Annotated in this window: 22 protein-coding genes; 13 read left to right on the top strand and 9 right to left on the bottom strand. The window is 68.5% G+C overall.

Annotation, left to right across the window (positions count from 1 at the left end; translation table 11 throughout):
• Positions 1-35: 35 nt before the first annotated feature.
• The 3 genes from ACWPN8_RS13380 to ACWPN8_RS13370 all read right to left on the bottom strand — a co-directional run bounded on the left by ACWPN8_RS13380 (position 36) and on the right by ACWPN8_RS13370 (position 3,449).
• Positions 36-1,439: a CocE/NonD family hydrolase gene (locus tag ACWPN8_RS13380; protein ID WP_492241075.1), complete on the bottom strand. Its 1,404-nt coding sequence runs from the start codon at positions 1,437-1,439 to the stop codon at positions 36-38.
• A 117-nt stretch (positions 1,440-1,556) separates the two neighbouring features.
• Entirely contained in the window at positions 1,557-1,754 is a 198-nt protein-coding gene (locus ACWPN8_RS13375) for a DUF2783 domain-containing protein (protein WP_109445456.1), read from the bottom strand.
• Positions 1,755-1,781: 27 nt separating this feature from the next.
• Positions 1,782-3,449, bottom strand: coding sequence for an FAD-dependent oxidoreductase (locus ACWPN8_RS13370; RefSeq protein ID WP_109445457.1), 1,668 nt, complete (start codon positions 3,447-3,449; stop codon positions 1,782-1,784).
• Between the two features lie 245 nt (positions 3,450-3,694).
• Here ACWPN8_RS13370 and ACWPN8_RS13365 point away from each other — a divergent pair, with 245 nt between their 5' ends.
• The gene (locus tag ACWPN8_RS13365) at positions 3,695-4,321 is read left to right on the top strand and encodes an acyltransferase (RefSeq protein ID WP_109452603.1); all 627 of its coding nucleotides are present in this window, start codon (positions 3,695-3,697) and stop codon (positions 4,319-4,321) included.
• Between the two features lie 9 nt (positions 4,322-4,330).
• Here the strand turns inward: ACWPN8_RS13365 and ACWPN8_RS13360 are convergent, their stop codons facing one another.
• On the bottom strand, positions 4,331-4,876 hold the full coding sequence (locus tag ACWPN8_RS13360) for a MarR family winged helix-turn-helix transcriptional regulator (protein WP_455177504.1): 546 nt from the start codon (positions 4,874-4,876) through the stop codon (positions 4,331-4,333).
• Positions 4,877-5,033: 157 nt separating this feature from the next.
• Between ACWPN8_RS13360 and ACWPN8_RS13355 the strand changes: the two genes are divergently transcribed.
• The 3 genes from ACWPN8_RS13355 to ACWPN8_RS13345 all read left to right on the top strand — a co-directional run bounded on the left by ACWPN8_RS13355 (position 5,034) and on the right by ACWPN8_RS13345 (position 9,621).
• Positions 5,034-6,158 carry a homogentisate 1,2-dioxygenase gene (locus tag ACWPN8_RS13355; protein WP_492241074.1) on the top strand — a complete coding sequence of 375 codons (1,125 nt, stop codon included), beginning with the start codon at positions 5,034-5,036 and terminating at the stop codon, positions 6,156-6,158.
• A 64-nt stretch (positions 6,159-6,222) separates the two neighbouring features.
• Entirely contained in the window at positions 6,223-7,239 is a 1,017-nt protein-coding gene (locus ACWPN8_RS13350) for a fumarylacetoacetate hydrolase family protein (protein WP_492241073.1), read from the top strand.
• 297 nt (positions 7,240-7,536) lie between these two features.
• Complete coding sequence (locus ACWPN8_RS13345; protein ID WP_492241072.1) at positions 7,537-9,621, top strand: methyl-accepting chemotaxis protein; 2,085 nt, start codon at positions 7,537-7,539, stop codon at positions 9,619-9,621.
• A 15-nt stretch (positions 9,622-9,636) separates the two neighbouring features.
• Here ACWPN8_RS13345 and ACWPN8_RS13340 read toward each other — a convergent pair whose 3' ends face one another.
• The 4 genes from ACWPN8_RS13340 to paaX all read right to left on the bottom strand — a co-directional run bounded on the left by ACWPN8_RS13340 (position 9,637) and on the right by paaX (position 13,728).
• A complete protein-coding gene (locus ACWPN8_RS13340; protein ID WP_492241071.1) occupies positions 9,637-10,689 on the bottom strand; it encodes a 2Fe-2S iron-sulfur cluster-binding protein in 1,053 nt (350 codons plus the stop codon).
• 94 nt (positions 10,690-10,783) lie between these two features.
• Entirely contained in the window at positions 10,784-11,812 is a 1,029-nt protein-coding gene (locus tag ACWPN8_RS13335) for a hypothetical protein (RefSeq protein ID WP_492241070.1), read from the bottom strand.
• Between the two features lie 252 nt (positions 11,813-12,064).
• On the bottom strand, positions 12,065-12,550 hold the full coding sequence (locus ACWPN8_RS13330; RefSeq protein WP_109445464.1) for a BLUF domain-containing protein: 486 nt from the start codon (positions 12,548-12,550) through the stop codon (positions 12,065-12,067).
• Positions 12,551-12,783: 233 nt separating this feature from the next.
• Entirely contained in the window at positions 12,784-13,728 is a 945-nt protein-coding gene (gene paaX / locus ACWPN8_RS13325) for a phenylacetic acid degradation operon negative regulatory protein PaaX (RefSeq protein ID WP_492241069.1), read from the bottom strand.
• Positions 13,729-14,170: 442 nt separating this feature from the next.
• Between paaX and ACWPN8_RS13320 the strand changes: the two genes are divergently transcribed.
• From ACWPN8_RS13320 to ACWPN8_RS13290, 7 genes are all read left to right on the top strand, one after another.
• The gene (locus ACWPN8_RS13320; RefSeq protein ID WP_492241068.1) at positions 14,171-15,337 is read left to right on the top strand and encodes an ABC transporter substrate-binding protein; all 1,167 of its coding nucleotides are present in this window, start codon (positions 14,171-14,173) and stop codon (positions 15,335-15,337) included.
• 247 nt (positions 15,338-15,584) lie between these two features.
• Positions 15,585-16,460: a branched-chain amino acid ABC transporter permease gene (locus ACWPN8_RS13315; RefSeq protein ID WP_492241067.1), complete on the top strand. Its 876-nt coding sequence runs from the start codon at positions 15,585-15,587 to the stop codon at positions 16,458-16,460.
• Between the two features lie 14 nt (positions 16,461-16,474).
• A complete protein-coding gene (locus tag ACWPN8_RS13310; RefSeq protein ID WP_109445467.1) occupies positions 16,475-17,422 on the top strand; it encodes a branched-chain amino acid ABC transporter permease in 948 nt (315 codons plus the stop codon).
• On the top strand, positions 17,419-18,243 hold the full coding sequence (locus tag ACWPN8_RS13305) for an ABC transporter ATP-binding protein (protein WP_109445468.1): 825 nt from the start codon (positions 17,419-17,421) through the stop codon (positions 18,241-18,243). Before ACWPN8_RS13310 ends, ACWPN8_RS13305 begins: the two co-directional genes overlap by 4 nt.
• A gap of 12 nt (positions 18,244-18,255) precedes the next feature.
• A complete protein-coding gene (locus tag ACWPN8_RS13300; RefSeq protein ID WP_109445469.1) occupies positions 18,256-18,960 on the top strand; it encodes an ABC transporter ATP-binding protein in 705 nt (234 codons plus the stop codon).
• 51 nt (positions 18,961-19,011) lie between these two features.
• Positions 19,012-19,662, top strand: a complete 651-nt coding sequence (maiA, locus tag ACWPN8_RS13295; protein WP_109445470.1) for a maleylacetoacetate isomerase — start codon at positions 19,012-19,014, stop codon at positions 19,660-19,662.
• 160 nt (positions 19,663-19,822) lie between these two features.
• Positions 19,823-22,387 carry an ATP-binding protein gene (locus ACWPN8_RS13290; RefSeq protein ID WP_492241066.1) on the top strand — a complete coding sequence of 855 codons (2,565 nt, stop codon included), beginning with the start codon at positions 19,823-19,825 and terminating at the stop codon, positions 22,385-22,387.
• A gap of 9 nt (positions 22,388-22,396) precedes the next feature.
• Here the strand turns inward: ACWPN8_RS13290 and ACWPN8_RS13285 are convergent, their stop codons facing one another.
• A complete protein-coding gene (locus tag ACWPN8_RS13285) occupies positions 22,397-23,344 on the bottom strand; it encodes a DMT family transporter (RefSeq protein ID WP_492241065.1) in 948 nt (315 codons plus the stop codon).
• A gap of 242 nt (positions 23,345-23,586) precedes the next feature.
• Between ACWPN8_RS13285 and ACWPN8_RS13280 the strand changes: the two genes are divergently transcribed.
• Both ACWPN8_RS13280 and ACWPN8_RS13275 read left to right on the top strand, forming a co-directional pair.
• On the top strand, positions 23,587-24,171 hold the full coding sequence (locus tag ACWPN8_RS13280; RefSeq protein ID WP_492241064.1) for a hypothetical protein: 585 nt from the start codon (positions 23,587-23,589) through the stop codon (positions 24,169-24,171).
• 41 nt (positions 24,172-24,212) lie between these two features.
• Positions 24,213-24,398 (top strand): hypothetical protein, encoded by a 186-nt coding sequence (locus tag ACWPN8_RS13275; RefSeq protein ID WP_109445473.1) that lies wholly within the window; start codon positions 24,213-24,215, stop codon positions 24,396-24,398.
• The last annotated feature ends 129 nt before the right edge of the window (positions 24,399-24,527 follow it).

Here is a 24,527-nt window from a genome sequence, read left to right as displayed (position 1 = left end):
CGGGCCTTTTCATTTGCGGTGACGAGGGAACCGCCTCAGCGCAGCGGACGGTCGTCGACGATCACGACATAGCAGGTGTGGCGGGTGAATTTGGCGCAGTTGTCGAGTGCGGCGCGGCGGGCGGCGTCCTCGCTCGCCATGCCCGACTTCCAGCCGAAGGCGCCGTCCTGCGACACGGCGAAGGCCTTGCGTCCGGCCGCCGAGACATAGGCGTCGAACTTCTCGCGTCCGGACGCGGACAGCTCAGGCGGCGGCTCAAGCCTGACGCGCGTGCCGCGCGGCCCATCCGGCGCGACAGCCGTCGGCGGAACAGCCGCCATGTCGGCGGCACCACCGGCCGGCCGGTCGTTGAGATAGGCGACGCGGCATCCCTTCTGGGTGTGCGACATGCAGTTTTCCATCGCCCCCTTCTGCGCCTCGTCCAGGCTGCGCAGGCCGGCCTTCCAGCCATAAGCGCCGTCGGGCGAGACGGCGAAGGCCTTGTTGCCGCCGGCTTCGACATAGGCGGGGAATTTGGCCCGGTTGGCGGCCGACAGTTCCGGTGGCGGCGGCAGCGCCGGGAACGACAGCGCGATCGGCGTGCCGCGCGGAGCCAACCCGGTCTTCGTCAGGAAGCGGTCGACCGTCGGCGTCCATTCCGGGATGGCGGCGCTGAAGTAAAAATGCCCGTCCTTGCCATTCGGCGGTGCGGCGACGAACTCCGCCCGCCCACCAGCCTGGGTGAAGGCCTCCCACAGGCGCCGCGCGAGGCCGGGGCCGAAGAACAGGTCGTTCTCGGCATAGATCCACAGCGTGGGAACGCGCGACGTGCGGCCCATCGTGCCGAAGGCGCCGACCAGCCGGTCCTCCTGGCAGACCTGGTTGTCGGCGATGGAGCCGCGGCCGCCGGCGAAGCTGATGACCGCCTTCAGTCCCGGCGGCGGATCGGCGCTGAGCGCGATGCTGGCGAGCCCGCCGGCCGACACGCCCACCGCCAGGATGCGGCTGGCGTCGGCGAAGGGCTGCTCCGCCACATAGCGGATGGCCTGCCGCAGATCCTCCGCACTCTGGCGGGCGGAGCGCAGATAGTCCGGGTTGTTGCAGGGGCCGGTCGTTTCGCTGTAGGGGCCGTCCGACCCGCCATAGCCGCGCCGCATCACCGCCACCACGGCCCAGCCGCGCCGCGCGAACTCGCGCGCTTCCGGCAGGTAGCGCAACGGCGTCATCTGCGCCCGCTCCGCCGCGTCGCGCGGCGTGCCGTGGCTGAGGATGGCGATGGGGTAGGGGCCGGGCCCGTCCGGCCGCAGCAGCATCGCCTCCAGCGTGGCGGATGTGCCGTCGGGGAAGCGCGCCGGGATCGGCAGCATCGTCTGCGTCAACCCCTCGGCCAGGGCGGGACCGCAGCACAGCAGCAGGAAGAATAGGGCGAACAGGCGGCGCAGGGTCATGGCGGAAGTCATGGGCTGGCGCAGTCTCCGCAAGGAAAGGGCTCTTGCGCCTTTGTACGCCATCTTGGACTTGGCGTCAGCGGGGAGGGAAGGGGCGGCTGACGATTGCCCCCTCCCTTCCCCGTTCTTCTACTCGATCCCCTGCCGCGCCACCCGCAGCGCCTCGGCCAGAACCTCCGCGTCGCCGATGTGGTTGGCCAGCAGCAGGATCAGCTTGGCGTTCAGGCGGGTGCTCTGCTCAGGCGTCAGGTCGCGGTGGCTGTCGATCAGCAGCTGGTAGACGTCGTCCGGGCTGGCGAAGCGCTGCTCGGTCATCAGTTTGGCCATGGGAAGTGCTCCGGGAATGTCAGGGAATCAGCGGCTGACCGTGTGGCCGACCGCGCGGTCCAGCGCGGCGGACAGCGCCGCGGCATCGAAGCGGCGCCAGCGGGCGGCGATGTGCTGGTCGGGGCGGATCAGATAGACGCTGCCCGGCGTCAGGTCGTAGCGTTCGCGCAGCCGGCCGGCGCTGTCCACCAGTTCCCCGGCGATGCCGCGGCGGCGGTCGGTCACCGCGTGCCAGGCCAGCGGCAGCGGTCCGGCGGCAAGGCCGTCCAGCGCCTCCGCCACCTCGGCCGGGACCGGCCCGTCACCTGCGGCGTAGAGGACGGTGAAGCGGCCATCCAGCACCTCCATCAGCCAGCCGGACAGGCCGTCACGCTCCACCGGCGCGTCGGTGGCGGGGGCGCCCGGCACCATCCTTCCGGCGAAGCGGTCGCCGTCCGGCGTGTTGAGCGGGCTGTCGGTGTAGGTGGTGGGGGTGGACAAGCGGCCGGAATTGACCAGCGCGCGGGCAAAGGGCTGGTCGACCGCCAGCTCCAGCACGGCGTCGCGGAAGACGCGGCTCATCTCGCTCTTCGGCGTGATGAAGTCGGTAGAGCGGGTGGAATTCAGGATGTTCTCCTTCGCCGCTGCCACCCGCTCGTCACAATAGCTGTCCAGCAGCGACTCGGGCGCCTTGCCGTCCAGCACCAGCGCCAGCTTCCACACCAGATTGTCGGCATCCGGCACACCGCTGTTGGCGCCGCGGGCGCCGAAGGGCGAGACCTGGTGGGCGCTGTCGCCGGCGAACAGGATGCGGCCATGGCGGAAGCGGTCCAACCGGCGGCACTGGAAGGTGTAGACCGACACCCACTCCAGCTCGAACGGCGTGTCGGCGCCCAGCATCGCCTGGACGCGGGGGATGACGCGCTCCGGCTTCTTCTCCTCCTCCGGGTCGGCGTCCCAGCCCAGCTGGAAATCCAGGCGCCAGACATTGTCCGGCTGCATGTGCAGCAGGGCCGACTGCTTGCGGTGGAAGGGCGGGTCGAACCAGAACCAGCGTTCCGCCGGGAAATCGGCCTTCATCACCACGTCGGCGATCAGGAAGCGGTCCTTGAACACCTCGCCCTGGAACTCCAGCCCCATCATCTTGCGCACCGACGACTTGGCGCCGTCGCAAGCGATGACCCAATCGGCCTCGACCGCATGGACGCCATCCGGCGTCTCCACCTGAAGCACGACATGGTCGGCCTCCTGCCTGGCGGAGATGACGCGGGAGAGCCAACGCAGGTCGATCAGGTCGCTCTTGCGGGCTTGCGCGACCAGGAAATCCTCCAGGTAATATTGCTGGAGGTTGATGAAGGCGGGGATCTTATGGTCCGGCTCCGGCAGCAGGTCGAACTGGTAGACCATGCGGTCGCCGTTGAAGACCTTGCCGATCTTCCAGACAACACCCTTGTCGATCATGCGCTGGCCAACGCCCAGCCGGTCCCACACCTCCAGCGCGCGCTTGGCGTAGCAGACGGCGCGGCTACCGACGCTGACGGTGTCCTCGGCATCCAGCACCACCACCGGCACGCCCTTGCGCGCGAAGTCGAGGGCCGCGGTCAGCCCGACCGGGCCGGCGCCGACGATCACCACCGGATGGCGCCGGACGTTGCCGGTGCGCTGTTCGTCCGACGGTGTGAAGCTGTATTTCGGATAGCTGAAGGTCGCGTGCATCGGGCGTTTCCTCCCCCGGAAACCATGACAGGGCGCGTTGGCGGATTGTTATTGTTGCCAACGATACAGTTTCATTTGATACCAATCAAGCTTTCGCGTCACTCTCGGCAAGGGAGTCGGAGAAGCGATACAGGTATGCTCACTATGGCGGAAAATCAGTATCGCGTACAGCCTGCGGCGGTGTAGCCTTGCGGCAAAAGATCGGCCGCAGACAGCCGAACCGTGACACCGAGGAACGCCCGCTCATGACCGCCCCAACCTTGCCGCGCCCGACCGTCTACGCCATAGACGGCGTGATCCCCGTCATCGACCCGACCGCCTTCGTCCACCCCTCCGCCGTGCTGATCGGCGACGTGGTCGTCGGACCCGGCTGCTATGTCGGCCCCTGCGCCAGCCTGCGCGGCGATTTTGGCCGGATCGTGCTGCACCGGGGAAGCAACGTGCAGGACAACTGCACGATCCACGCCTTCCCCGGCCATGATGCCATCGTCGAGGAGGACGGCCATGTCGGCCATGGCGCGGTGCTGCACGGCTGCATCGTCCGCCGCAACGCGCTGGTCGGCATGAATGTGGTGGTGATGGATGGGGCGGAGATCGGCGAGGAGTCCATCGTCGCCGCCATGGCCTTCGTCAAGGCCGGCTTCGTTGTGCCGCCGCGCACCCTGGTCGCCGGCCTGCCGGCCAAGGTGATGCGCGAGTTGCGCCCCGACGAGGTCGCCTGGAAGTCGGAGGGGACGGAGGAATACCAGCGCCTCGCCCGTCGCTCGCTCGCCACCATGGTCGCCTGCGCCCCCTTGGAGGCGGAGGAACCCGGCCGCGGCCGCGTCGATGCCGGCACCAGCCAGCCGCTGCACAAGGTGAAAGGGGCCTGAGCGGCGTCCTTACTCGCCCGCCGCCTCGGCTTGCGCGCCGGCCGGCGCCGGGCGGGCGGCGAGCTGGTCGGCGCGGGCCTGGAGCTTGGACAGCAGCGTGTCGAGCTGCGCCCGCTCGTCGATCGACAGGGCGTCGGTGACCTCTTCCTCGTAGGTCAGCGCCATCGGCACGATCTCCGCATAGATCGCCAGCGCCTTGGGCGTCAGGGTCAGCAGGGCCTTGCGCCGGTCGGTGTCGCCCGACTCGCGCAGGATCAGCGCCGAATCCAGCATGCGGCTGATGGCGCGGCTGACCTGCACCTTGTCCATCGCCGTGCGCTGCGCGATCTCGCCGGCGCTCATCGTCTCGCCGCCGCCCAGCACGGCGATGATCCGCCATTCCGGGATCGTGATGCCGAACCGCTTCTCGTACAGCTTGGCCAGCGTGTGGCTGACCGTGTTGGCCAGCACCGACAGCCGGTAGGGCAGGAAGCGCGTCAGATGCAGCGCCGGCAAATCCGTCTGGCCGGATGCGGGGCTGGGGGAGGCGGTGCGGGAACGGCGGGCAGGCGGCATCGGCGGCGCATCGTCTGTAGGGAGGGTCGCGGGTGCCCCATCCTGCGCTGTAATTTGGCTCTTGCAACAGTTTCAAACGAAACTAAAATGGCGGCAACGGAACAAGCCTGCCGGCGCCCGATGCGGAAATGCCGGCGGCAGTGAGTGGGGAAGCGCCATGAAGAACTGGATTTCGTTTCCGAAGGTCGAGGGCACCGCGTCGCGTCAGGCCCATGTCCGGCTTCCCGCCGGCACCTACGAGCGCGAGATGGGGCGCGAGGGCTTCTTCGGCCCGGCGACCCAGATGCACCATGCCCATCCGCCGACCGGCTGGACCAGCTTCGACGGGCCGCTGCGCCCGCGCGCCTTCGACCTGAACCATGTCGATACCATGCCGGGCTGCCCGTTGGAGGCGCCGGCCCTGATGGGCAACGGGGCGACCCAGGTCCGGCTGTGGCGCTTCAAGGGCAGGATGGAGCATCTCGTCCGTAACGCCGACGGCGACGATTTGCTGTTCTTCCACCACGGCGGCGGGCACCTGTTCTGCGACTACGGTTATCTCGAGGTGCGCGAGGGCGACTATGTCGTGCTGCCGCGCAACACCTGCTGGCGGCTGGAAACCGACGAGGCGGTGATGGTGCTGATGGTGGAGGCAACAAACGACGCCTACAAGCTGCCGCACAAGGGGCTGGTCGGCACCCATGCCATCTTCGATCCGGCGGTTCTGGACGTCCCGGCGCTGGACGACGCCTTCCAGGCGCAGAAGCACGAGCGCGAGACGCTGGTTCGGGTGAAGAAGCGCGGGCAGCTCTGCGCCATGACCTATCCGTTCAACCCGCTGGACGCGGTGGGCTGGCATGGCGACCTCGCCCCGGTGCGGCTGAACTGGCGCGACATCAGGCCGCTGATGAGCCACCGTTACCATCTGCCGCCGTCGGCGCACAGCACCTGGATCGCGGGGCGCTTCATCGTCTGCACCTTCGTGCCGCGGCCCATCGAGTCGGACCCGGAGGCGCTGAAGCTGCCCTACTATCACTCGAACGAGGATTTCGACGAGGTGCTGTTCTATCACCGCGGCCAGTTCTTCTCGCGCGACAACATCCATCCCGGCATGGTCACCTACCACCCCTCGGGCTTCCCGCACGGGCCGCACCCGAAGGCCTACGAGGTGGCGCAGAAGTTCGAGCGCAAGGAGACCGACGAGGTCGCGGTGATGATCGACACCCGCGATCCGCTGGACGTCTATCCGGCGATGGACGGCGTCGAATGGGGCGGATACGCCGACAGTTGGATGGCGAAATGAGCGGCCACCTGCAAACCGGGACCAAGGCCGCCGGACGCTGAATTCTGAGGAAGGGAAGAGACGAATGAAGCTGGCAAGTTTGAAGGCGGGCGGGCGCGACGGCACCCTGGTCGTGGTGTCGCGCGACCTGACCCGCGCCGTCCCGGTGCCGGACATCGCCCGCACATTGCAGGCGGCGCTGGACGACTGGACGGCGCTGGCGCCCAGGCTGGAGGAGGCCTATCGCGCGCTGAACGCCGATCCGGCGTCCGGCCAGCCTTTCGACCCGGCGCTGGCGGCCTCGCCGCTGCCGCGCGCCTATCAGTGGGCGGACGGGTCGGCCTACGTCAACCATGTGGAACTGGTCCGCAAGGCGCGGGGGGCCGAGATGCCGCCCAGCTTCTGGACCGACCCGCTGATGTATCAGGGCTGTTCCGACAGCTTCCTGGCGCCGACCGACCCGATCCCGGCGGCGACCGAAGCCTGGGGCATCGATTTCGAGGCGGAGATCGCCGTCATCACCGGGGACGTGCCGATGGGCGTTTCGGCCGAGGCGGCGCGCGGGCAGATCAGGCTGCTGATGCTGGTCAACGACGTGTCCTTGCGCAACCTGATCCCGGCGGAGCTGGGCAAGGGTTTCGGCTTCTTCCAGTCCAAGCCGGCCTCCAGCTTCTCCCCCGTCGCGGTGACGCCGGACGAGTTGGGCGAGGCCTGGGATGGCGGCAAGCTGCACCGCCCGCTGCTGACGACGCTGAACGGCGAGCCCTTCGGCAAGCCGGATGCCGGGGTCGACATGACCTTCGACTTCCCGACGCTGATCGCGCATGCCGCCAAGACCCGCCATCTGGCGGCCGGCAGCATCGTCGGGTCGGGCACGGTGTCGAACAAGCTGGATGGCGGTCCCGGCCAGCCGGTCGATGCCGGCGGCGTCGGCTATTCATGCTTGGCCGAGCTTCGGATGATCGAGACCATCGAGCATGGCGCGCCGAAGACCCCCTTCATGCGCTTCGGCGACCGGGTGCGGATCGAGCTGTTCGACGCCACCGGCGCCAGCGTGTTCGGCGCCATCGACCAGCAGGTGGTGCGGTACGAGGGGCCGTAAGGGGAGCCACCAGCGCCGATGGCCTCTTGCATTGCTGGTTGTGGACGATGCATCGGCGGGGTTTCCTTACCCTGCCGATGCTACTTTTCGCAGTTGCAGCAATTTCCATGGCTTGACCGGGCAGGCACAGCATACGGTCCGGAATCCATTTCAAGGTTGAGCCGCCAGGCGTCAAATCATGAGAATTGACGTGCCTTCCGACCGTTATCGATTATAAGGTGCCGCCCCTTACCCCTATTTGGCGCCGCCTTGCCGTTCATTCCGGAACATCTGGCGGACCGGAAAAAGGTGTGCGGCATGAAGGCTCGGTTCAGGACGAAGATCATCATTGGCGTTGCGGCGGTTCTGGCGGCGGGCGCCGCCGCGGTGACGGCGGTGTCGCTCACCCTGTCGCGCGACGCCGGGCACAAGGCCGCCCAGACCCTGGCGGCCGAGATGGCGGACCGCCATGGGGCGCGGGTCGCCGCCGACCTGTCCGCCGCACTCGACGCCGCCCGTGCCGCCGCGGCCCTCGTGGAGGTCGAACGGTCGACCGGAAGCCCGCGGCGCGAAACGGTGAACCGCTACCTGCGCCGCGTTGCCGAAGCCAACCCGCTCTATGCCGGGGTGTGGGTGGACATGGCCGACGACGGGTTCGACGGCCGGGATGCGGCCTTCGCCGACCATGACCGCTCGACCGAGATTCTCGGCCTGCCCAAGACCGGCCGGATGAGCCTGCTGTGGCTGCCGGGGGACAAGGGGGTTCATGCCGACGACAGCGAGGGCTATCCCTTCGCGGACGTGCAGGAGAAGGAATATTACAAGTCGGCCGCCGCCGCGCGGAAGCCGGTCCTGACCGAGCCCTATCTCGACGATTTCACCAAGCGGCTGATGACCAGCGCCGCCGCCCCGGTGATCGACGGGGCGGCAGGCGGGGGGCGGGTGATCGGCGTCACCGGGGTCGACATGGCGCTGAGCGGCCTGACCGACCTCGTCCGCTCGGTGAAGCCCTATGGCGACGGGTTCGCCGCGGTGCTGACCGGCTCCGGTCTCTATGTCGCCCATCCCGACGACGGCAGGCTGTCGAAGACCGCCGACGACCTGCCGGAGGCCGCCCGCCGCGCCGTCGCCGAAGGCCGCGCGTTCGACGGCCTCGTCACGCTTGCCGGGGCGCCGCATTACCTGCGGCTGGCGCCGGTGCGCTTCTCCGGCGCGGACGGCGCCTGGTCCTTCATGGTGGCGGCGCCGCAGTCCAGCGTGATGGCGGACGCGAACCGGCTCGCCGTCCTGATCGTGCTGGTCAGCCTGGGCTGCGTCGCGCTGGGATGCGTGGTGGCCTGGAAGGTCGGCGACGGCATCGCCCGGCCGGTCAGCGCCGTCACCGTCGCCATGGACCGGCTGGCGGCCGGCGATCTGGCGGTGACGGTGCCGGGTGCCGACCGCGACGACGAGGCCGGCGGCATGGCCCGCGCCGTCGAGGTGTTCAAGGAAGGGCTGGTCCGGGCAAAGGAACTCGACCGCCAGCAGCAGGCCGATTGGCATGCCAAGGAGGCCCGCGTCGCGGCGCTGGCCGATTTGCAGAGGAGCTTCGAGGTCCGCGTCGGCGGCCTGACCGGGGCGCTGGCCTCGTCCGCCCAGCAGCTCGAATCGACCGCCCGCGCCCTGACCGGCATCGCCGACCAGAGCCTCGGCCGGTCGGAGCAGGTGGCCGCCTCCGCCAGCGCCGCCGCCGACAGCGTGCAGACCGCCGCCGCGGCGACGGAGGAACTGTCCGCCTCGGTCCAGGACATCGGCCGGCAGGTGGCGGAGTCCGCCCGGATCGCCGATGCCGCGGTGTCCGACGTGAAGCGGGCCGACGAGGCGGTCACCGTTCTGGCGGAGAGCGCCGAACGGATCGGCGCCGTGGTGGAACTGATCAACTCCATCGCCGGCCAGACCAACCTGCTGGCGCTGAACGCCACCATCGAAGCGGCACGCGCCGGTGAAGCAGGCAAGGGCTTCGCCGTCGTGGCGTCGGAGGTCAAGGGCCTCGCCAACCAGACCGCCAAGGCGACCGAGGACATCGTCGGACAGATCAAGGGCATCCGCGATGCGACGCAGGAGGCGGTGACCGCCGTCCACGGCATCAACGAGACCATCGCCCAGGTCAGCCGCATCGCGTCGGGGATCGCCGCGGCGGTGGATCAGCAGGCGGCGGCGACCCAGGAGATCGCCCGCAGCGTGATCCGGGCGGCCGACGGGGCGCAGGAGGTCAGCGGCGGCATGGGCAACATCCGGGCAGGTGCCGGCGAAACCGGTGCGGCCGCCGACCAGCTGCTCGCCGCCGCCGCCGCACTCGCCGGCCAGTCGAAGGACCTGACCCGCGAGATCGACGGCTTCATCGCCGGTGTCCGCAAGGCCTGAGGCGCCTGTTCGCCGTTACCCCACCGCCATCAGCCGGTCGGCCGGCAGCGCTTCCGGGATGTGCTGCGAAACATAGCCTTCGCTGTGGATGCGGTCGTCCCTGGCGCCCAACGCGCGGGCGGCGGTGACGCAAGCCTCGACGAAGGCGGGGCTGCCGGCGGTGAAGATGGCGTGGCCGGACAGGTCGGGGAACAGGCCGGGCAGGATCGCGGGGATGCGGCCCGTCAGATGGCCGGCGGCCTCCTCGCGCGTCAGGGTCACCTTGACCTTGAAGTTGCGGTATTTGGCCTGCCAGTAGCTCAGCAGACCCAGCTCATACATGTCGGCCCGCGTGCAGGCGGAGAACAGCAGCGTCACCGGCGGGCGGTAGCCGCGGCGCAGCGCCGCATCGGTCAGCGCCAGGATGGGGGCGAGGCCGGAGCCGGCGGCCATGCACAGCACCGGGCTGTCGACCGACGGGTCGCCGATGAAGGTGCCGTAGGGGCCGGACAGCTTGACCATGCTGCCGACCGAAAGCCGGTCGTGGATCCAGCCGCTGGTCGGGCCGCCGTCGACGCGGGTCACCTGCAGCACGATCTCGCCGTCCGGACGGGGCGCGTTGGCGATGGAATAGCAGCGCGGCGGCGCCCCGGCGGCGGCATCGCCCAGCATCACATACTGGCCCGGCCAGTAGCGCAGCGGCTGGCCCAGCGGGCGCAGGCGCAGCTCCACGATGCGGGGCGTGCGCGGGATGCGGTCGGTGACGATGAACAGCACGTTCTCGCGCGGCGGGAACAGCTTGGGCTGGGCGTCGGCGGTGCCGTATTCGATCACCAGCTCGCCGGAGATCGGCTTGGCCATGCACATCAGGCCATAGCCGTCCTTCCGCTCGGGCTGGGACAGCGCCATGTCGAGGACCATGCCCTGGTCGAACTGGCCGCTGAGGACCTTGACCTTGCATTCGCCGCAGGCGCCGGCGCGGCAGTTGTTGGGCAGGGCGTAGCCGGCCTGTTCCAGCGCCGACAGGACGGTCTCGCCGTCACGGCACTCGACCGTGCGGCCCGAGGGGTGGAGGCGGATGCGGCTCACCGGCGGGATCCTTGGGCGGTATTGGAGACGTGAGGGCGCGATGCCCCTCCCTCCCCGTCGATGAGGTGGGAGGGGAGCGTTCAGGCAGGCTTGCTCAGAACACCGGGATGATCTCGTCCATGTCGACGTCCCGGACTTCCTCGCCGGTGATGCCGACCTCGGGGATGGCCGGGAACGGGATGCCGTAGCGGTCCAGCACGCCCTTCAGGTTCAGCATGGCGTTGCGCCAGTTCTCCTTCTTCGCCTCGTAATCCGGGATGTGGAAACCGGCGTTGCGGGCGATGGCCTCGGCCTCGCGCTGGGTGGCGATGAAGTCGTCGGGCAGGTCCCAGAACTGGGGCGGCGGCTCGAACAGGACAGCGGACAGGAACAGGTAGCCGGCGCGGATCTGCTTGGTGATGATCGAGCGGTCCTCCATCGCCAGATGGGGATAGTCGCGCTCCATCACCGACATGCAGATCGCCATGTGGCGGCCCTCGTCGCGGCCGATGTTGCGGAAGGCCTCCTTGAACACCGGCTCGCTGCAACCGGCTGCCATCTGGTGGAAGATGGTCGCCGCCGCGATCTCGCCCATCAGGAAAGAGCTGAACAGCACGGCCAGGGAATATTTCGGAACCGCTTTCTTGTAGCCGTCCCAATAGCGCCCGCCATTGTAGTAGAGCCAGTGGGCGTTCTTCTGCAACCGGCGGCCGAGATCCGTCCTCGGCTCGTAGGTCAGCGGGCTGGTGGCCTCCAGCAGTTTGGTGATGGCGAGCCCGCACATCTGCTCGTGGTTCTGCTCGTCGCGGGTGACCGAGAAGAAGCAACGGCGGACCGGGTCCTCCTCATGCACCTCGTAGGTCTTGATCAGGGCATGGGCGAAGACCGGCGGGGCGGAGGCGTCGAACACCGACAGGATGGTCCACCAATAGGCGATGGCCTCCCGCTCCTCCCAGCTGTAGCGCGACACGTCGAAGCTGTCCCAGGGCAGCTTGGCCGGGTCCCAGTTCTCGCGCTGGGCGGCGGCATAGACCTCTTCCAATTTCTTGGTCTGCGACACCCAGGACAGCGGGTAGACGTTCGGCTGCGGCGTGGCGGGGGGCAAATCCATCGTGTTGGCGATGGGGGTGTAGTCCTTGGACATGGGGGCGTTTCCTCCGGGGCATTTCGGCGGGCGCTCACATTTCCATCGGCGCCCTATGGTCTTTATATGACACAGAAATTGATCGATATCAACGGCATGTGTATCATTTCAGATCGGGAGGATTGCCCATGTAATCCATTGATTTGAAAACATAAGCACAGGAAGGCGGCGAATTGATCCAGATCAATTCGTTCGATCAGCCAACAGAAATCTCAGGGCGGGTATCAGGATGCCCGGCGGGCAGGGCCGCGCTCAGGACCGGACGAGGACGGGAATGTTGCCGCGCACCATGTCACGGGCGGCGGGGTCGACATCGGCGACGATACAGGCGTGCATGTAGGCGCGGCTCAGCACATCGCGCGCGAAGCCGACCCCGTGCGACCGTTGCCGGAATTCCCCGCTCCGCATCGGAGTGCCGAAGATCGCCTGCCAGAAGGTCGGCGTGTCGAGCGGGCCGAAATTCATCGCCCAGAAGCCGAATTCGGGCGGCCCGCCCGAGGCCTCCCGCAGCAGAGGCGTCACGTCGCGATGGCGCGGATCGTCGACGATGCGGGCAAACAGCCGGTCCACCACCTCCGCTTCGCCTTCCAGAACCTGGAGGAAGATGCCCTCGAGCTCGACCAGGAAGCCGGTGATGCCTTGTGCAGAGTTCTTGCGGGCGCTGAACAGACAGATGTCGGCAAGCGCACTGTAGGGAAGCCGGTCGATGGCCTCGCTGCGGTAGACGATGGTCAGCATCGACAGCTTTCCGGCCTTCGGTCGATTGGGAATGATCGTCGACTGTATCGCCTTTTTCTGGCTCTGGCGTGTGGTGTTTTGGTGTGACTGCTCCCAGGACGCGGAAAACGCCCGATCCGGGAATGCTTATATTAGAGTTTGTCTGATGCTTATTGAAGCACCAGACAAACTCTAAACTTTTGGTTTTCCGTGTGATTCACGTTTCAAGCGATTCCGCTTGAAGCGATCGCACTCTAGCCGGCGGCAATGGTCTCCAGACCGCCGAACCGGCCCTGGAAGGCGGGCTGGGCTTCCGGCAACGGGCCGTTGGCGGTGGTTGCCGCCTGCATCAGGAAGGCTTCCGACGGGCCGGCGAGGCGGCGGTAGAGGTTGCGCGTCAGCATCCGCGATTCCTGACCCGGCCAGTCCGCCGGCAACAGGTCGGGCGGCAGCATCGGGTCGCGCAGCAGGATGCGGCGGAAATCGTGGATCATCAGCGTGCGCAGGACAAAGCAGGCGGCCGGGTCCGGCGTCTCGGCGGCATCGACGGCTGCCCAGACCGGACGGAAGTGATCCAGAAACGCGGCATAATCGTGTTCGAGTTGATCGATGTCCCAGCAGCCGCGCACCAGATCGCGCAACGCCCCGAACCCCTCCGCCCGGTCCAGGCTGGCCTTCATGTGGACGATCCTGTCGGCCACGCCCAGCTCCGCCAGCGAACGGTGCATCGCCGCCTCGTCGCAGTTGGGGTGGGCATAGACGGTGGCCGACGCCGCGCCGAAGCCCTGCCAGGTCAACTCCCGCCGCAGGGCGTCGCGCGTCTCGGCATCCAGCGCGTTGGGCGGCACCATCAGCAGATCCCAGCCGCGGTCCCATTCGCGGGCCAGCGGGGCGTAGATCCGCCGTTCGGCCGCTGCGAAGCGTTCCTTCCCGCTGTCGGTGACGCGGTAGAAGCTGCGCCGGCCGATCTGGGTGTTGGTCAGCCAGTCGTCCTTGCACAGCCGGAAGACCGAGGTGCGGACGATCCGCTCGCTCATGCCGAACAGGCCCGTCAACTCTATCAGGCTGCCCAGCCACAGCGATCCGCCATGCGGTAGCACCGCATCGCCATAGACGGTGATGATCAGCGACTTCGCCCGCGGCGCGATGGTCTCGGTCAGCTGGGCGGCAAGGTCTTCGGGGCGGCGCGGGCGGGCCATGCGGAGGGGGTGTCCTTATCGATGCGGCTTTGAGTCGTGTGTCGAAACGGGGGGTGCGACGGAGTTGTATACGAAACCTGGGACCGGTTGGGCCAGTGCCACGACAGCGCGGACCGGGAGGCGGAAAGCAGGTCCGCCGCCGATAGGAGGCAACCCGGACTTTCCGTTTGACAATCATTAATGTGATACACTAGCTTTGTGTCTGAAAGTAAATTTGTGTCATAAAACGAAATGACGATTTCCCGGTGCCAAGCCGGAGGGATCGCAAAGGAAAGGGGAGGCAGGCGGCAACATCCGCAATTCGATTGTGGTTACGCCGGCTGAATTTTTTCTTTCGCAACCATTTCGTTTGAAACATTATGTGGAGCAAATCGTTCCGCAGCGCCGGGATCGGGCCGCCGCCCGGTCCGGCGACAAGCGGGACAGCATCAGGGAGGACATCATGCGCAATCGCCTGCTTGCCACCATCGCCTTCACTGCCATGACCGCCATGACAGCGGTGTCCGGTCTGATGCCGGGGGCCGCCCAGGCCGCGGATCCGATCAAGGTCGGCGCCATCGTCTCGGCCACCGGTCCGGCCTCCTTCCTGGGCGATCCGGAGAAGAAGGTGCTGGAGCTGTATGCCGACCGCATCAACCAGGCGGGCGGCGTCGGCGGCCGGCCGGTGCAGCTGACCGTCTATGACGATGGCGGTGCGGCGGACAAGGCGGCCTCCTTCACCAAGCGCCTGATCGAGAGCGACGGCGTCGACGTGATCGTCGGCGGCACCACGACCGCGGCGACCATGGCGGCGGTGCCGCTGGTGGAACGCGCCGGCGTGCCCTTCATCTCGCTGGCCGGCGCCGTGGTGATCGTCGAGCCGGTGAAGAAGTGGGTGTTCAAGACCCCCCACACCGACCGCATGGCCGCGGAAAAGGTTATGGAGGACATGAAGAAGCGCGGGCTGACCAAGCTGGCGCTGCTGTCGGAGGACAGCGGCTTCGGCAAGTCGGGCCGCGAGCAGACCGTCGCTGTCGCCAAGGAGCGCGGGATCGAGCTGGTCGCCGACGAGACCTACGGCGCCAAGGACACCGATGTCACCGCCCAGCTGACCAAGGTCAAGAACAACGCCGCAGCGCAGGCGGTGCTGGTGTTCGGCCTGGGCCAGGGGCCGGCGGTTGTGACCAAGAACTACCGCCAGCTCGGCATCACGCTGCCGCTCTACCAGTCGCACGGCGTCGCGTCGAAGGAATACATCCGCCTGGCCGGCGGTGCCGCCGAGGGTGTGCGCCTGCCGGCCGCCGGTCTGGTCGTCGCGGCACAGCTGGCGGACAGCGACCCGCAGAAGAAGGTCGTGACCGAATTCACCAAGGTTTACGAGGACAGCTTCAGCACCGAGGTGTCGACCTTCGCCGGCCACGCCTATGACGGGCTGATGATCGCGCTGGATGCCGTGAAGCGCGCCGGCGGCACCGACAAGGCCAAGCTGCGCGACGCCATCGAGCAAACCAAGGGCTATGTCGGCACCGGCGGCACCGTGACCATGAGCGCCAAGGACCACATGGGCCTGACGCTGGACGCCTTCCACATGGTGGAGGTCAAGCAGGGTGACTGGGCGCTGGTGAAGTGACGAGCGCAGCCCTGCCCCCCTCTCCCCCGCTCACGCGCAAACTTCGTTTGCGCTGACGCGACAGGCGGACCTCCGGTCCGCCGAAAGCGGGGAGAGGGCTAGGGTGAGGGGGATGCTCGGCGAGGATTTTCAAGTAAAAGCCACTCCGCTTCCCAAAAATCCACCCTCCGCACCCCACTCACCCCGGCCCTCTCCCCGGGGGGAGAGGGGGAGATGTGCGCGGGAGAGGAACATCAGGAACCCAACGATGTTCGCGGAACTGCTGCAATATCTGTTGTCGGGGCTGACCATCGGCGCGATCTATGCGCTGGCGGGGCTCGGCTTCTCGATCATCTACAACGCCAGCCACGTCATCAACTTCGCCCAGGGCGAGTTCATCATGATCGGCGGCATGGCGTCGGCCACCCTGACGGCGTCGGGCGTGCCGCTCCCGCTGGCGATCATGATCGGCTGCGGCGGCGCCATGCTGGTCGGCGTCCTGGTGGCGAAGTTCGCGGTCGAACGCGCCCGCAACGCCTCCACCGTCACGCTGATCATCATCACCATCGGCGCCTCGATCTTCCTGCGTGGCGTCGCCGAGCTGGTCTGGGGCAAGGATTTCAAGCGGCTGGACGCCTTCTCGGGCGAGACGCCGATCCAGATCCTGGGCGCCTCGATGCAGCCGCAGTCGCTGTGGGTGGTGGGCACCGCGGGCGTGCTGATCGTCGCCATCGGCCTGTTCTTCGCCAGGACGCTGACCGGCAAGGCGATCCTCGCCACCTCGCACAACCGGCTGGCCGCCCAGCTGGTCGGCATCGACGTGAAGCGGGTGGTGCTGGCCTCCTTCGCGCTGTCGGCGGCGCTGGGTGCGGTCGGTGGTGCTGTGGTCGCCCCCATCACCTTCTCCTACACCGAGATGGGCATCATGCTGGGGCTGAAGGGCTTCACCGCAGCGGTTCTGGGCGGGCTCGGCCACGGGCCGGGTGCGGTTGCCGGCGGGTTGATCGTCGGCATCGCCGAGGCGCTGGGCGCCGGCTACATCTCCTCGGCCTACAAGGATGCGGTGGCCTTCGTCATCATCCTGGCCGTCCTCCTCTTCATGCCGAACGGGCTGTTCGGCAAGCGCGGCACCGAACGGGTGTAAGGACCGTACAACCGATGAACGCACTCCTTCACGGGCGGCTGACCGGGCTTCTGGCGCTGGCTGCCGCGATCGCAATCCTGCCGGCCTTCCTGCCCAACAACTTCTATCTCGACATCGCCATCCTGGCCGGCTTCAACGCCGTGGTCTGCGTCGGGCTGAACCTGCTGATCGGCTATGCCGGGCAGATCAGCCTTGGCCATGCCGGCTTCTTCGGCATCGGCGCCTACGCGTCCGGCGTGCTGGTCGGCACGTACGGCTGGCCGCCGATCGTGGCGCTGCTGGCCGGTGCCGCCTTCGTCGGGCTGCTGGCCTTCCTGGTCGCCAAGCCGATCCTGCGGCTGAAGGGTCATTACCTCGCCATGGCGACGCTCGGCATCGGCATCATCGTGTCCATCGTCCTGCGCACCGAAAGCGGCCTGACCGGCGGTCCCGACGGCATGATGGTGGAGCCGTTCAAGATCTTCGGCGTCGAGCTGTATGGCGAGAAGGTCTGGTACTGGGTGGTCGGCGTGCTGCTGGTCGGCGTGGTCTGGCTGTCGCTGAACCTGATCGACAGCCCGATGGGCCGGGCGCTCCGCGCCGTCCACGGGTCCGAGGTGGCGGCCGAGGTGGTCGGCGTCGACACCGCGCGCTTCAAGGTGCTCGTCTTCGTGCTGTCGGCGGTGTTCGCCAGCGTGGCGGGCAGCCTGTTCGCCCATTATGCCGGCCTGATCACCCCGGCCAAGGCCGACTTCTTCAAGTCGATCGAGCTGGTGACCATGGTGGTGTTCGGCGGCATGGCCTCGACCTTCGGCGCCGTCGTCGGTGCGGTGGTGCTGACACTGCTGCCGCAGGCGCTGACGATCTTCCAGGATTACCAGCAGATCGTGCTGGGCGGCATCCTGATGGCGACGATGGTGTTCATGCCCAAGGGGCTGCTTCCCACCCTGGCGGCGCTGCTCCCGGCGCGGAGGCGGGCATGAAGATGCTGGCGACCACGGACCTTTCTCCCGACACCACGACCCAGGCCCGCCGCGTCGGCCCGCCGATCCTGAAGGTGGAGCATCTCAGCCGCGAGTTCGGCGGCGTGCTCGCCATCGGCGACCTCAGCTTCTCCATCGCCGCCGGCGACATCCATTCGATCATCGGGCCGAACGGGGCGGGCAAGACCACTTTGTTCAATCTGGTGACCGGTGTCTACAAGCCGTCGGGCGGCCGGGTGCTGTTCGACGGGGCCGACGTGTCGGGCATGGCGCCCTACAGGCTGGCGGCCCGCGGCATGTCGCGCACCTTCCAGAACCTGCAGATCTTCTTCAACATGACGGCGCTGGAGAATGTCATGGTGGGGCGGCACCTGCACCTGAACACCCGGCTCCTGCCGGCGCTGTTCCGTTTCCCGTCGCTGGTGCGCAAGGACCGCGAGGCGAAGGACCGGGCGGCGCAGCTGATGGCCGATGTCGGGCTGGAGAAGTATGTCGACGCCGATGCCGCCTCCATGCCCTACGGCGCGCTGAAGCGTCTGGAGATCGCCCGCGCGCTGGCGTCGGAGCCGAAGCTGCTTCTGCTGGACGAGCCGGCGGCCGGCCTGAACGCCACCGAAAGCCGCGAGATCGACGAGGTCATCAAGACGGTCGCGGCCAGCGGCGTGACCATCGTCCTGGTGGAGCATGACATGAAGATGGTGATGGGTATCTCCCACCGGATCACCGCGCTGAACCAGGGCCGCATGCTGGCCGAAGGCACGCCGCAGGAGGTGGGGGCCAACCCGGACGTCATCGCCGCCTATCTCGGCGCCGCACCGTAAGGAGGGCCACCCATGCTTCTGGAGATCGAGGGCCTCAACAGCCATTACGGCCGCATCCATGCGCTGAAATCGGCCAGCCTGACGGTGCGGGAGGGCGAACTGGTGGCGCTGGTCGGCGCCAACGGGGCCGGCAAGACGACGCTGCTGCGCACCCTGTCGGGCGTCCATCCCGCCAGCAGCGGCCGCATCACCTTCGACGGCTGCGACATCACCCGGATGAAGGCGTCGCGCCGCGTCGCCGAAGGGGTGGTGCAGGTGCCGGAGGGCCGGCAGCTGTTCGGCCCGCAGAGCGTGGAGGACAATCTCCGCCTCGGCGCCTACCGCCGGGGCAGCGGCAAGCCGGACGACGATATCGACCGGCTCTACGAGATGTTCCCGGTGCTGAAGATCAAGCGCGACCAGCCCGCCGGCACCCTGTCGGGCGGCCAGCAGCAGATCGTCGCCCTTGGCCGCGCCCTGATGGCGAAGCCGCGCCTGCTGCTGCTCGACGAACCCAGCATGGGGCTGGCGCCGCTGCTGGTCGCGGAGATCTTCGATGCCGTGCAGCGGCTGAAGCGCGAGGGCACCACCATCCTGCTGGTCGAGCAGAACGCCCATGCGGCCCTCGCCATCGCCGACCGCGGCTATGTGATCGAGACCGGCGAGATCGTGCTGAGCGACAGCGGTGCCGCCCTGCTGAGCAACGAGCGGGTGCGGCAGGCCTATCTGGGGCTGTGATAGGGTCCCGTATCCGATCACCGCCGTGACACTTCAACGGACACCCCCCCCTTGAAACTCCACACCTATTTCCGCTCCTCCGCCGCCTACCGCGTGCGCATCGCCCTGAACCTGAAGGGGCTGACGCCGGACCAGGCCTTCGTCCATCTGCGCAAGGGCGAGCAGGCCAAGCCGCCCTATTCCGACCTCAACCCGGAACATCTGGTGCCGGCGCTGGAGGTCGACGGGCCGGACGGCCATCATGTGCTGACCCAGTCGCTCGCCATCATCGAATATCTGGACGAGACGCATCCCGCCCCGGCGCTGCTGCCGGCCGACCCGCTGGGCCGGGCGCGGGTGCGGGCGCTCGCCCTGGCGGTGGCCTGCGACCTTCATCCGCTGAACAATCTTCGGGTGCTGAACCACCTGAAGACCATGGGCCACAGCCAGGAGGAGGTCGACGGCTGGTACCGGCACTGGATCGCCATCGGCCTGACGGCGCTGGAGGCGCAGCTGGCCGGCGATCCGCGCACCGGCCGCTTCTGCCACGGCGACGAGCCCGGTCTGGCCGACATCCTGCTGGTGCCGCAGATGGCGAACGCCCGCCGCCTGGACTGCCCGCTGGACGGCTACCCCACGCTGCTGCGCATCGACGCGGCCTGCCGCGCCCTGCCGGCCTTCGCCGCCGCCCTTCCGGACCGCCAGCCCGACGCGGAGGCCTGAGACGCCGCACCCTGCCGGCATCGCAAGCCCGACCTTTGTCCCCGCCAGATCACACGTCTTCCGTTGGTGTTAGCGGTTTCGTGACATCCTTCCGTGGTATAGAGGTAACGGGAAATCGGGTGGGGACGGCGGCCGGGCGATGTTGGGCAACTTCTCTTCGATGGCGTACGACCTTGCCGAGAACATCGCGGCGAGCGCCTTCGTCGTTCTTGCCTACACGTTTCTGATCCGCCGGTCCGGCGGCTGGAGCATCTACACCCGCCAGATCGTCTTCGGCGCGGTGATGGCGCTGACCGCCATCTTCTCGATGGTCCACCCCATCCATATCGGACCGGGCATCTTCATCGACGCGCGGGCTCCGCTGGTCGGGCTGAGCGCGCTGTTCGGCGGTCCGCTCTCCTCCGCCATCACCGCGGTGACGGTCGCGGGGTACCGCATCTATCTGGGCGGGGTGGGGATGGAGGCCGGCGTCGCCAATGCGCTGCTGTCCTTCCTGACCGGCATCGGCTTCGCGATGTGGTCGAAGCGGCGCGGGATGGCGATGGGCGTCGGCTCGCTGCTGGGCTTCGGGCTGCTGCTGACGCTGGTGTCGACATCGACCCTGCTGCTGCTGCCCAGCTGGGAGCTTGCCTTGCAGGTGGGGCAGCGCACGGCGCCGGCGCTGCTGGCCATCATCCCGCTCGGCACCCTGTTCCTGGGCGGCCTGCTGCTGCGCGAGCAGCGCCACCACGACGCCGAACGGCGGCTGGGCGAGAGCGAGGCGCGGTACCGCCTGCTGGCCGACAACGCCACCGACATGATCCTGGAGATGAAGGCCGACGGGGCGGTGCGCTACCTGTCGCCGTCGGTGCGCGACATTCTGGGCCACGACCCGGCGGAGATCGTCGGCTCCGCTCCGGCCAACCTGCTGCACCCGGACGATCTGGAGAGCGCGGCGCTGGCCTTTGCCGGGTTGCAGCCGGGGTCGCCCCCCGTCACCTTCACCCACCGGCTGCGCCACCGCGACGGCCACTACCTGTGGGTCGAGTCCAGCATGCGCCCGACGGTGGGGTCCGACGGCCGCTTCGTGGTGGTCGGCGTGGTCCGTGACGTGACCGAGCGCAAGCGCTACGAGGAGGAGCTATCCGCCGCCCGCGCCGAGGCGGAGGCGGCCAACCGCGTGAAGTCGGAATTCCTGGCGTCGATGAGCCATGAGATCCGCACGCCGCTGAACGGCGTCATCGGCTTTGCCGACCTGCTGCTGGGCACCGAGCTGACGGCGGAACAGCGCCAGTATGTGTCGCTCCAGCGCGAGGCCGGGCGCGGGCTGCTGGCGATCATCGGCGACATCCTGGATTATTCGAAGATCGAGGCCGGCAAGCTGGAGTTGGACGAGCGCGCCTTCGACCTGCACCGGCTGCTGCGCGACTGCCGCGACCTGATGAGCAACGCCGCCTCGCAGAAGGGGCTGCTGCTGCAGCTGTCGCTGGGCGGCACCGTTCCGCGCTATGTCCGCGGCGACGAGGCGCGCATCCGCCAGATCCTGCTGAACCTCGTCGGCAATGCGGTGAAATTCACCGAACGCGGCTCGGTGCTGGTGTCGGCCGGGCTGCTGTCGGGGCAGGGGACCGGCGAGGGAGAGGCCGTTCCGGCGGCGCATGTGCGGCTCTCGGTCAGCGACACCGGCCCCGGCATCCCGGCTGCCGATCAGGGCAACCTGTTCCAGCGCTTCAGCCAGGGCGACCGTTCCACCACCCGGCGCTATGGCGGCACCGGGCTCGGCCTCATCATCTCCAAGCAGCTGTCGGAGCTGATGGGCGGGCATATCGGCGTGCAGAGCAGTCCGGGGGTGGGCAGCACCTTCTGGTTCGAGCTGCCGCTGCCGGTCGCCACCGCGCCAGGGCTGCCCGCCGTCGAGCGCAAGGACGCAGCACCGACCCGCAGCGCCCGCATCCTGCTGGCCGAAGACGTGCCGATGAACCAGATCGTCACCTCCTCCATCCTCTGCAAGGCCGGCCATACGGTCGAGGTGGCGGAGGACGGCATCCTGGCGGTGGAGGCGATGCGCCGGGGCACGTTCGACCTTGTCCTGATGGACATGCAGATGCCGCGGATGGACGGCTTGCAGGCGACTGCGGCGATCCGTCAGCTTGGCGGGCGGCGCGGCGCCGTGCCCATCATTGCGCTGACCGCCAACGCGCTGACCGATCAGCTCCAGCTTTGCCTGGATGTCGGCATGAACGATCATGTGACCAAGCCGATCGAGCGCGACACGCTGCTGTCCGCGGTCGACCGCTGGCTCGACGCCGAGGCGGATGGGGCCCTGCCGGAGGAGGATGCCGTGGAAGAGGCGACGGTGCTGGCCGGGGTGGCGACGGTGTCGGACAGCGCGCCGGTGCTGAACCGCGCCACGCTGGACACGCTGGCCGAAACGCTGGGCGCGGATGTGCTGCCCCGCTTCATCGCCGGCACCTTGGCCGAACTGGCCCTGCGCGCCGACCGCATCAGCGAGGCGGACTCGTCGAAGGCCGCCGCGGCCGATGCCCATGCCATGGTGTCGCTGGCCGGCAATGTCGGCCTCCTGGAATTGTCGCGCACCGCCCGCAAGCTTCAGCATGCCTGCGAGCAGCAATGGCCGGATGAGCCGGTGCTGAAGCTTGAATTGCGCGATGCCGTCAACCGCGCCTCCTCCGCACTCCAGGCGGCGCTGCCCACCCTGGGCGTGGCGGTGGAGACGGCCCGCTGAGCCGCCCATCTATCTGTTGACGATCAGGGCGACACCGGCCACCGCAACCGCGGCGCCGGCCCAGGCGCCCAGCGACGGGCGCTGGCCGGTCAGCAGCCACATCATCGGCAGGATCAGGACCGGGCTGAGCGCCGACAGGGTGGCGACCACCCCGGCATTGCCGTGGGCAAGCCCGACCAGCAGCAGCGTCATCCCCAGCCCGACGCCGAGCAGTCCGTTGCCGGCGATCTGCAGCATCAGCTTGGGCGTCAACCCGCGGGGGACCAGCAGCCCGCCGAGCCCACCGGCGCCTGCCACCGCCGCACTGCCGCGAGCCCCCTCGCGAACCCCAGCGCGAACCGTCGACAGGACGCCGATGGCCGTGAACATCAGGGCCGCCGTGGTGACCCGCACCGCGGCCGACGCAATCGGATCGGCGCCCGCCGCCATCACCGGCTTGGCGATGATCGAGCCGGCGGCCTGACCGACCGCCGCCAGCAGGCAGACCGACACTCCGGCCAGCAAATTGCCCTGGATCGCCTCCCAGCTGTGGGTGGAGCCGGAGCGCAGGGCCACTGCCAGCATTACCCCCAGCGTGACCAGCGCCACGCCCAGAACGGTCCACGGCCCCAGCGCCTCCCCCAGCAGGGCATAGGCGAGCAGGGCGGTCAGCGGCGCGTTGGCGGCATAGATCACCACATTGCGGCGCGGCCCCAGCCGGCTGAGCGACCAGAACAGCGCCATGTCCCCCACCACGATCCCCAGCAACCCCGACAATGCCAGCGTCAGCGCGGCCCCGGTGTCCAGCGTCTGCCAGCCGCCCAGCAGGGTGGTGGCGACCAACAGGGCCGCGGCGACGATGGTCAGGCGCACGCGGTTGAAGGCGATGGAGCCGAGCACCCGCACCGGGCCGATGGCGATCAGGCCGCCCGCGGCCCAGCACAGCGCCGCGCCCAGCGCGGCCATGTTGGCGATCATGATGGAAATGCGGACCGTTGGTTGAGGAGGGGGACAGGCACTCTACAGCCGACGCCCACTGCCTGCGAAATGAGCAAGATGCATGGCCGGGCAGATCTTCGACCGGTCCGCCGGAACCGTGCCCCGCCCACGACCGTTGATTCCATCGGAACACGCCCCTGAGCGGGATCGCCATGGGCATGGATGGACATGGCCAATTCGAGAGGCCAACCCGAGGCGCCAACCCGAGGAGCACGCGACCGATGCGGACAAATTTCACAAGGTTCGGCCCCGTCGCCCTCGTCATGGCGGCCGGGCTCCTCGCCGCCCAGGGAGCTGCGGCCCAGACGGGTGCCGCGGCCCAGGCGAGTTGCGGCGCGATGGTGGATCAGTTCGCCGCCGATCTCGGCCTGTCGACCGAACCGCCGCCGGTCGCCGTCCCCGGCAACGGTGCGCCCGGCCTGTCGGGCTCCACACCGCGCGACGAACCGGGGTCCGGCAGCGGCAGCGACCGGCTTGCCCAATCCGGCGGCATGGTGGCGCCCCCCGCCGTCGGCGACCGGTCGGTGGTCGAGCCGCCGGCCATCGGCAGCAACATGCCGACCGCTCCGTCCATCAGCCCGCAACCCGGCCCGCAGGCCAAATCGCGGACGGCACCGGACAGCGGTCCCGGCGGCTCCGGCAGTGGCGACGGGCCGATGGGGCAGGCGGCGCGGAACGCCCAGGTGGAATCGCTGGTCACCGCCGCCCGCAGCGCCGCCCGCGACGGCGACGAGACCCGCTGCATGACCAGCCTGAACGATGCCCGGCGCCTGTCGCGGACCGCCCCCGGCGGTCATGGCGGCTGACGACGTCGATTGCCTTAATCAATGACTTTGAGGAACCGCGCATGATCTTTGAGCTTGGACCCTATCCGCCCGCGCCGCCGCGCGAACCGTCGGTGCCGGATGACTCGATGCCGGTGCCGGGCGATCCGGCGCGTCCGCCGCTGGGCGAGCCGCCGGGCCCGATCCCGGTTCCGCCTCGCGAGCCGCCGCCGGCGCCGGACCGCCTGATGGACCGCCTGATGGGCTGAGACCGGTCCACCGGGGCCCACGGGTGTGATTTAACGGCCTGTCCGGCTTATTCGGAGCGGTCCCGACTTGCCAAGAGCGCGCGGACGGGCGATGTGTCAGGGGTTGGCGTCCACCGGTCCATGAGATGG

It is taken from the genome of Azospirillum sp. UENF 112521 (genome assembly GCF_058780665.1).
This window is presented reverse-complemented; position numbering and strand designations above follow the sequence as displayed.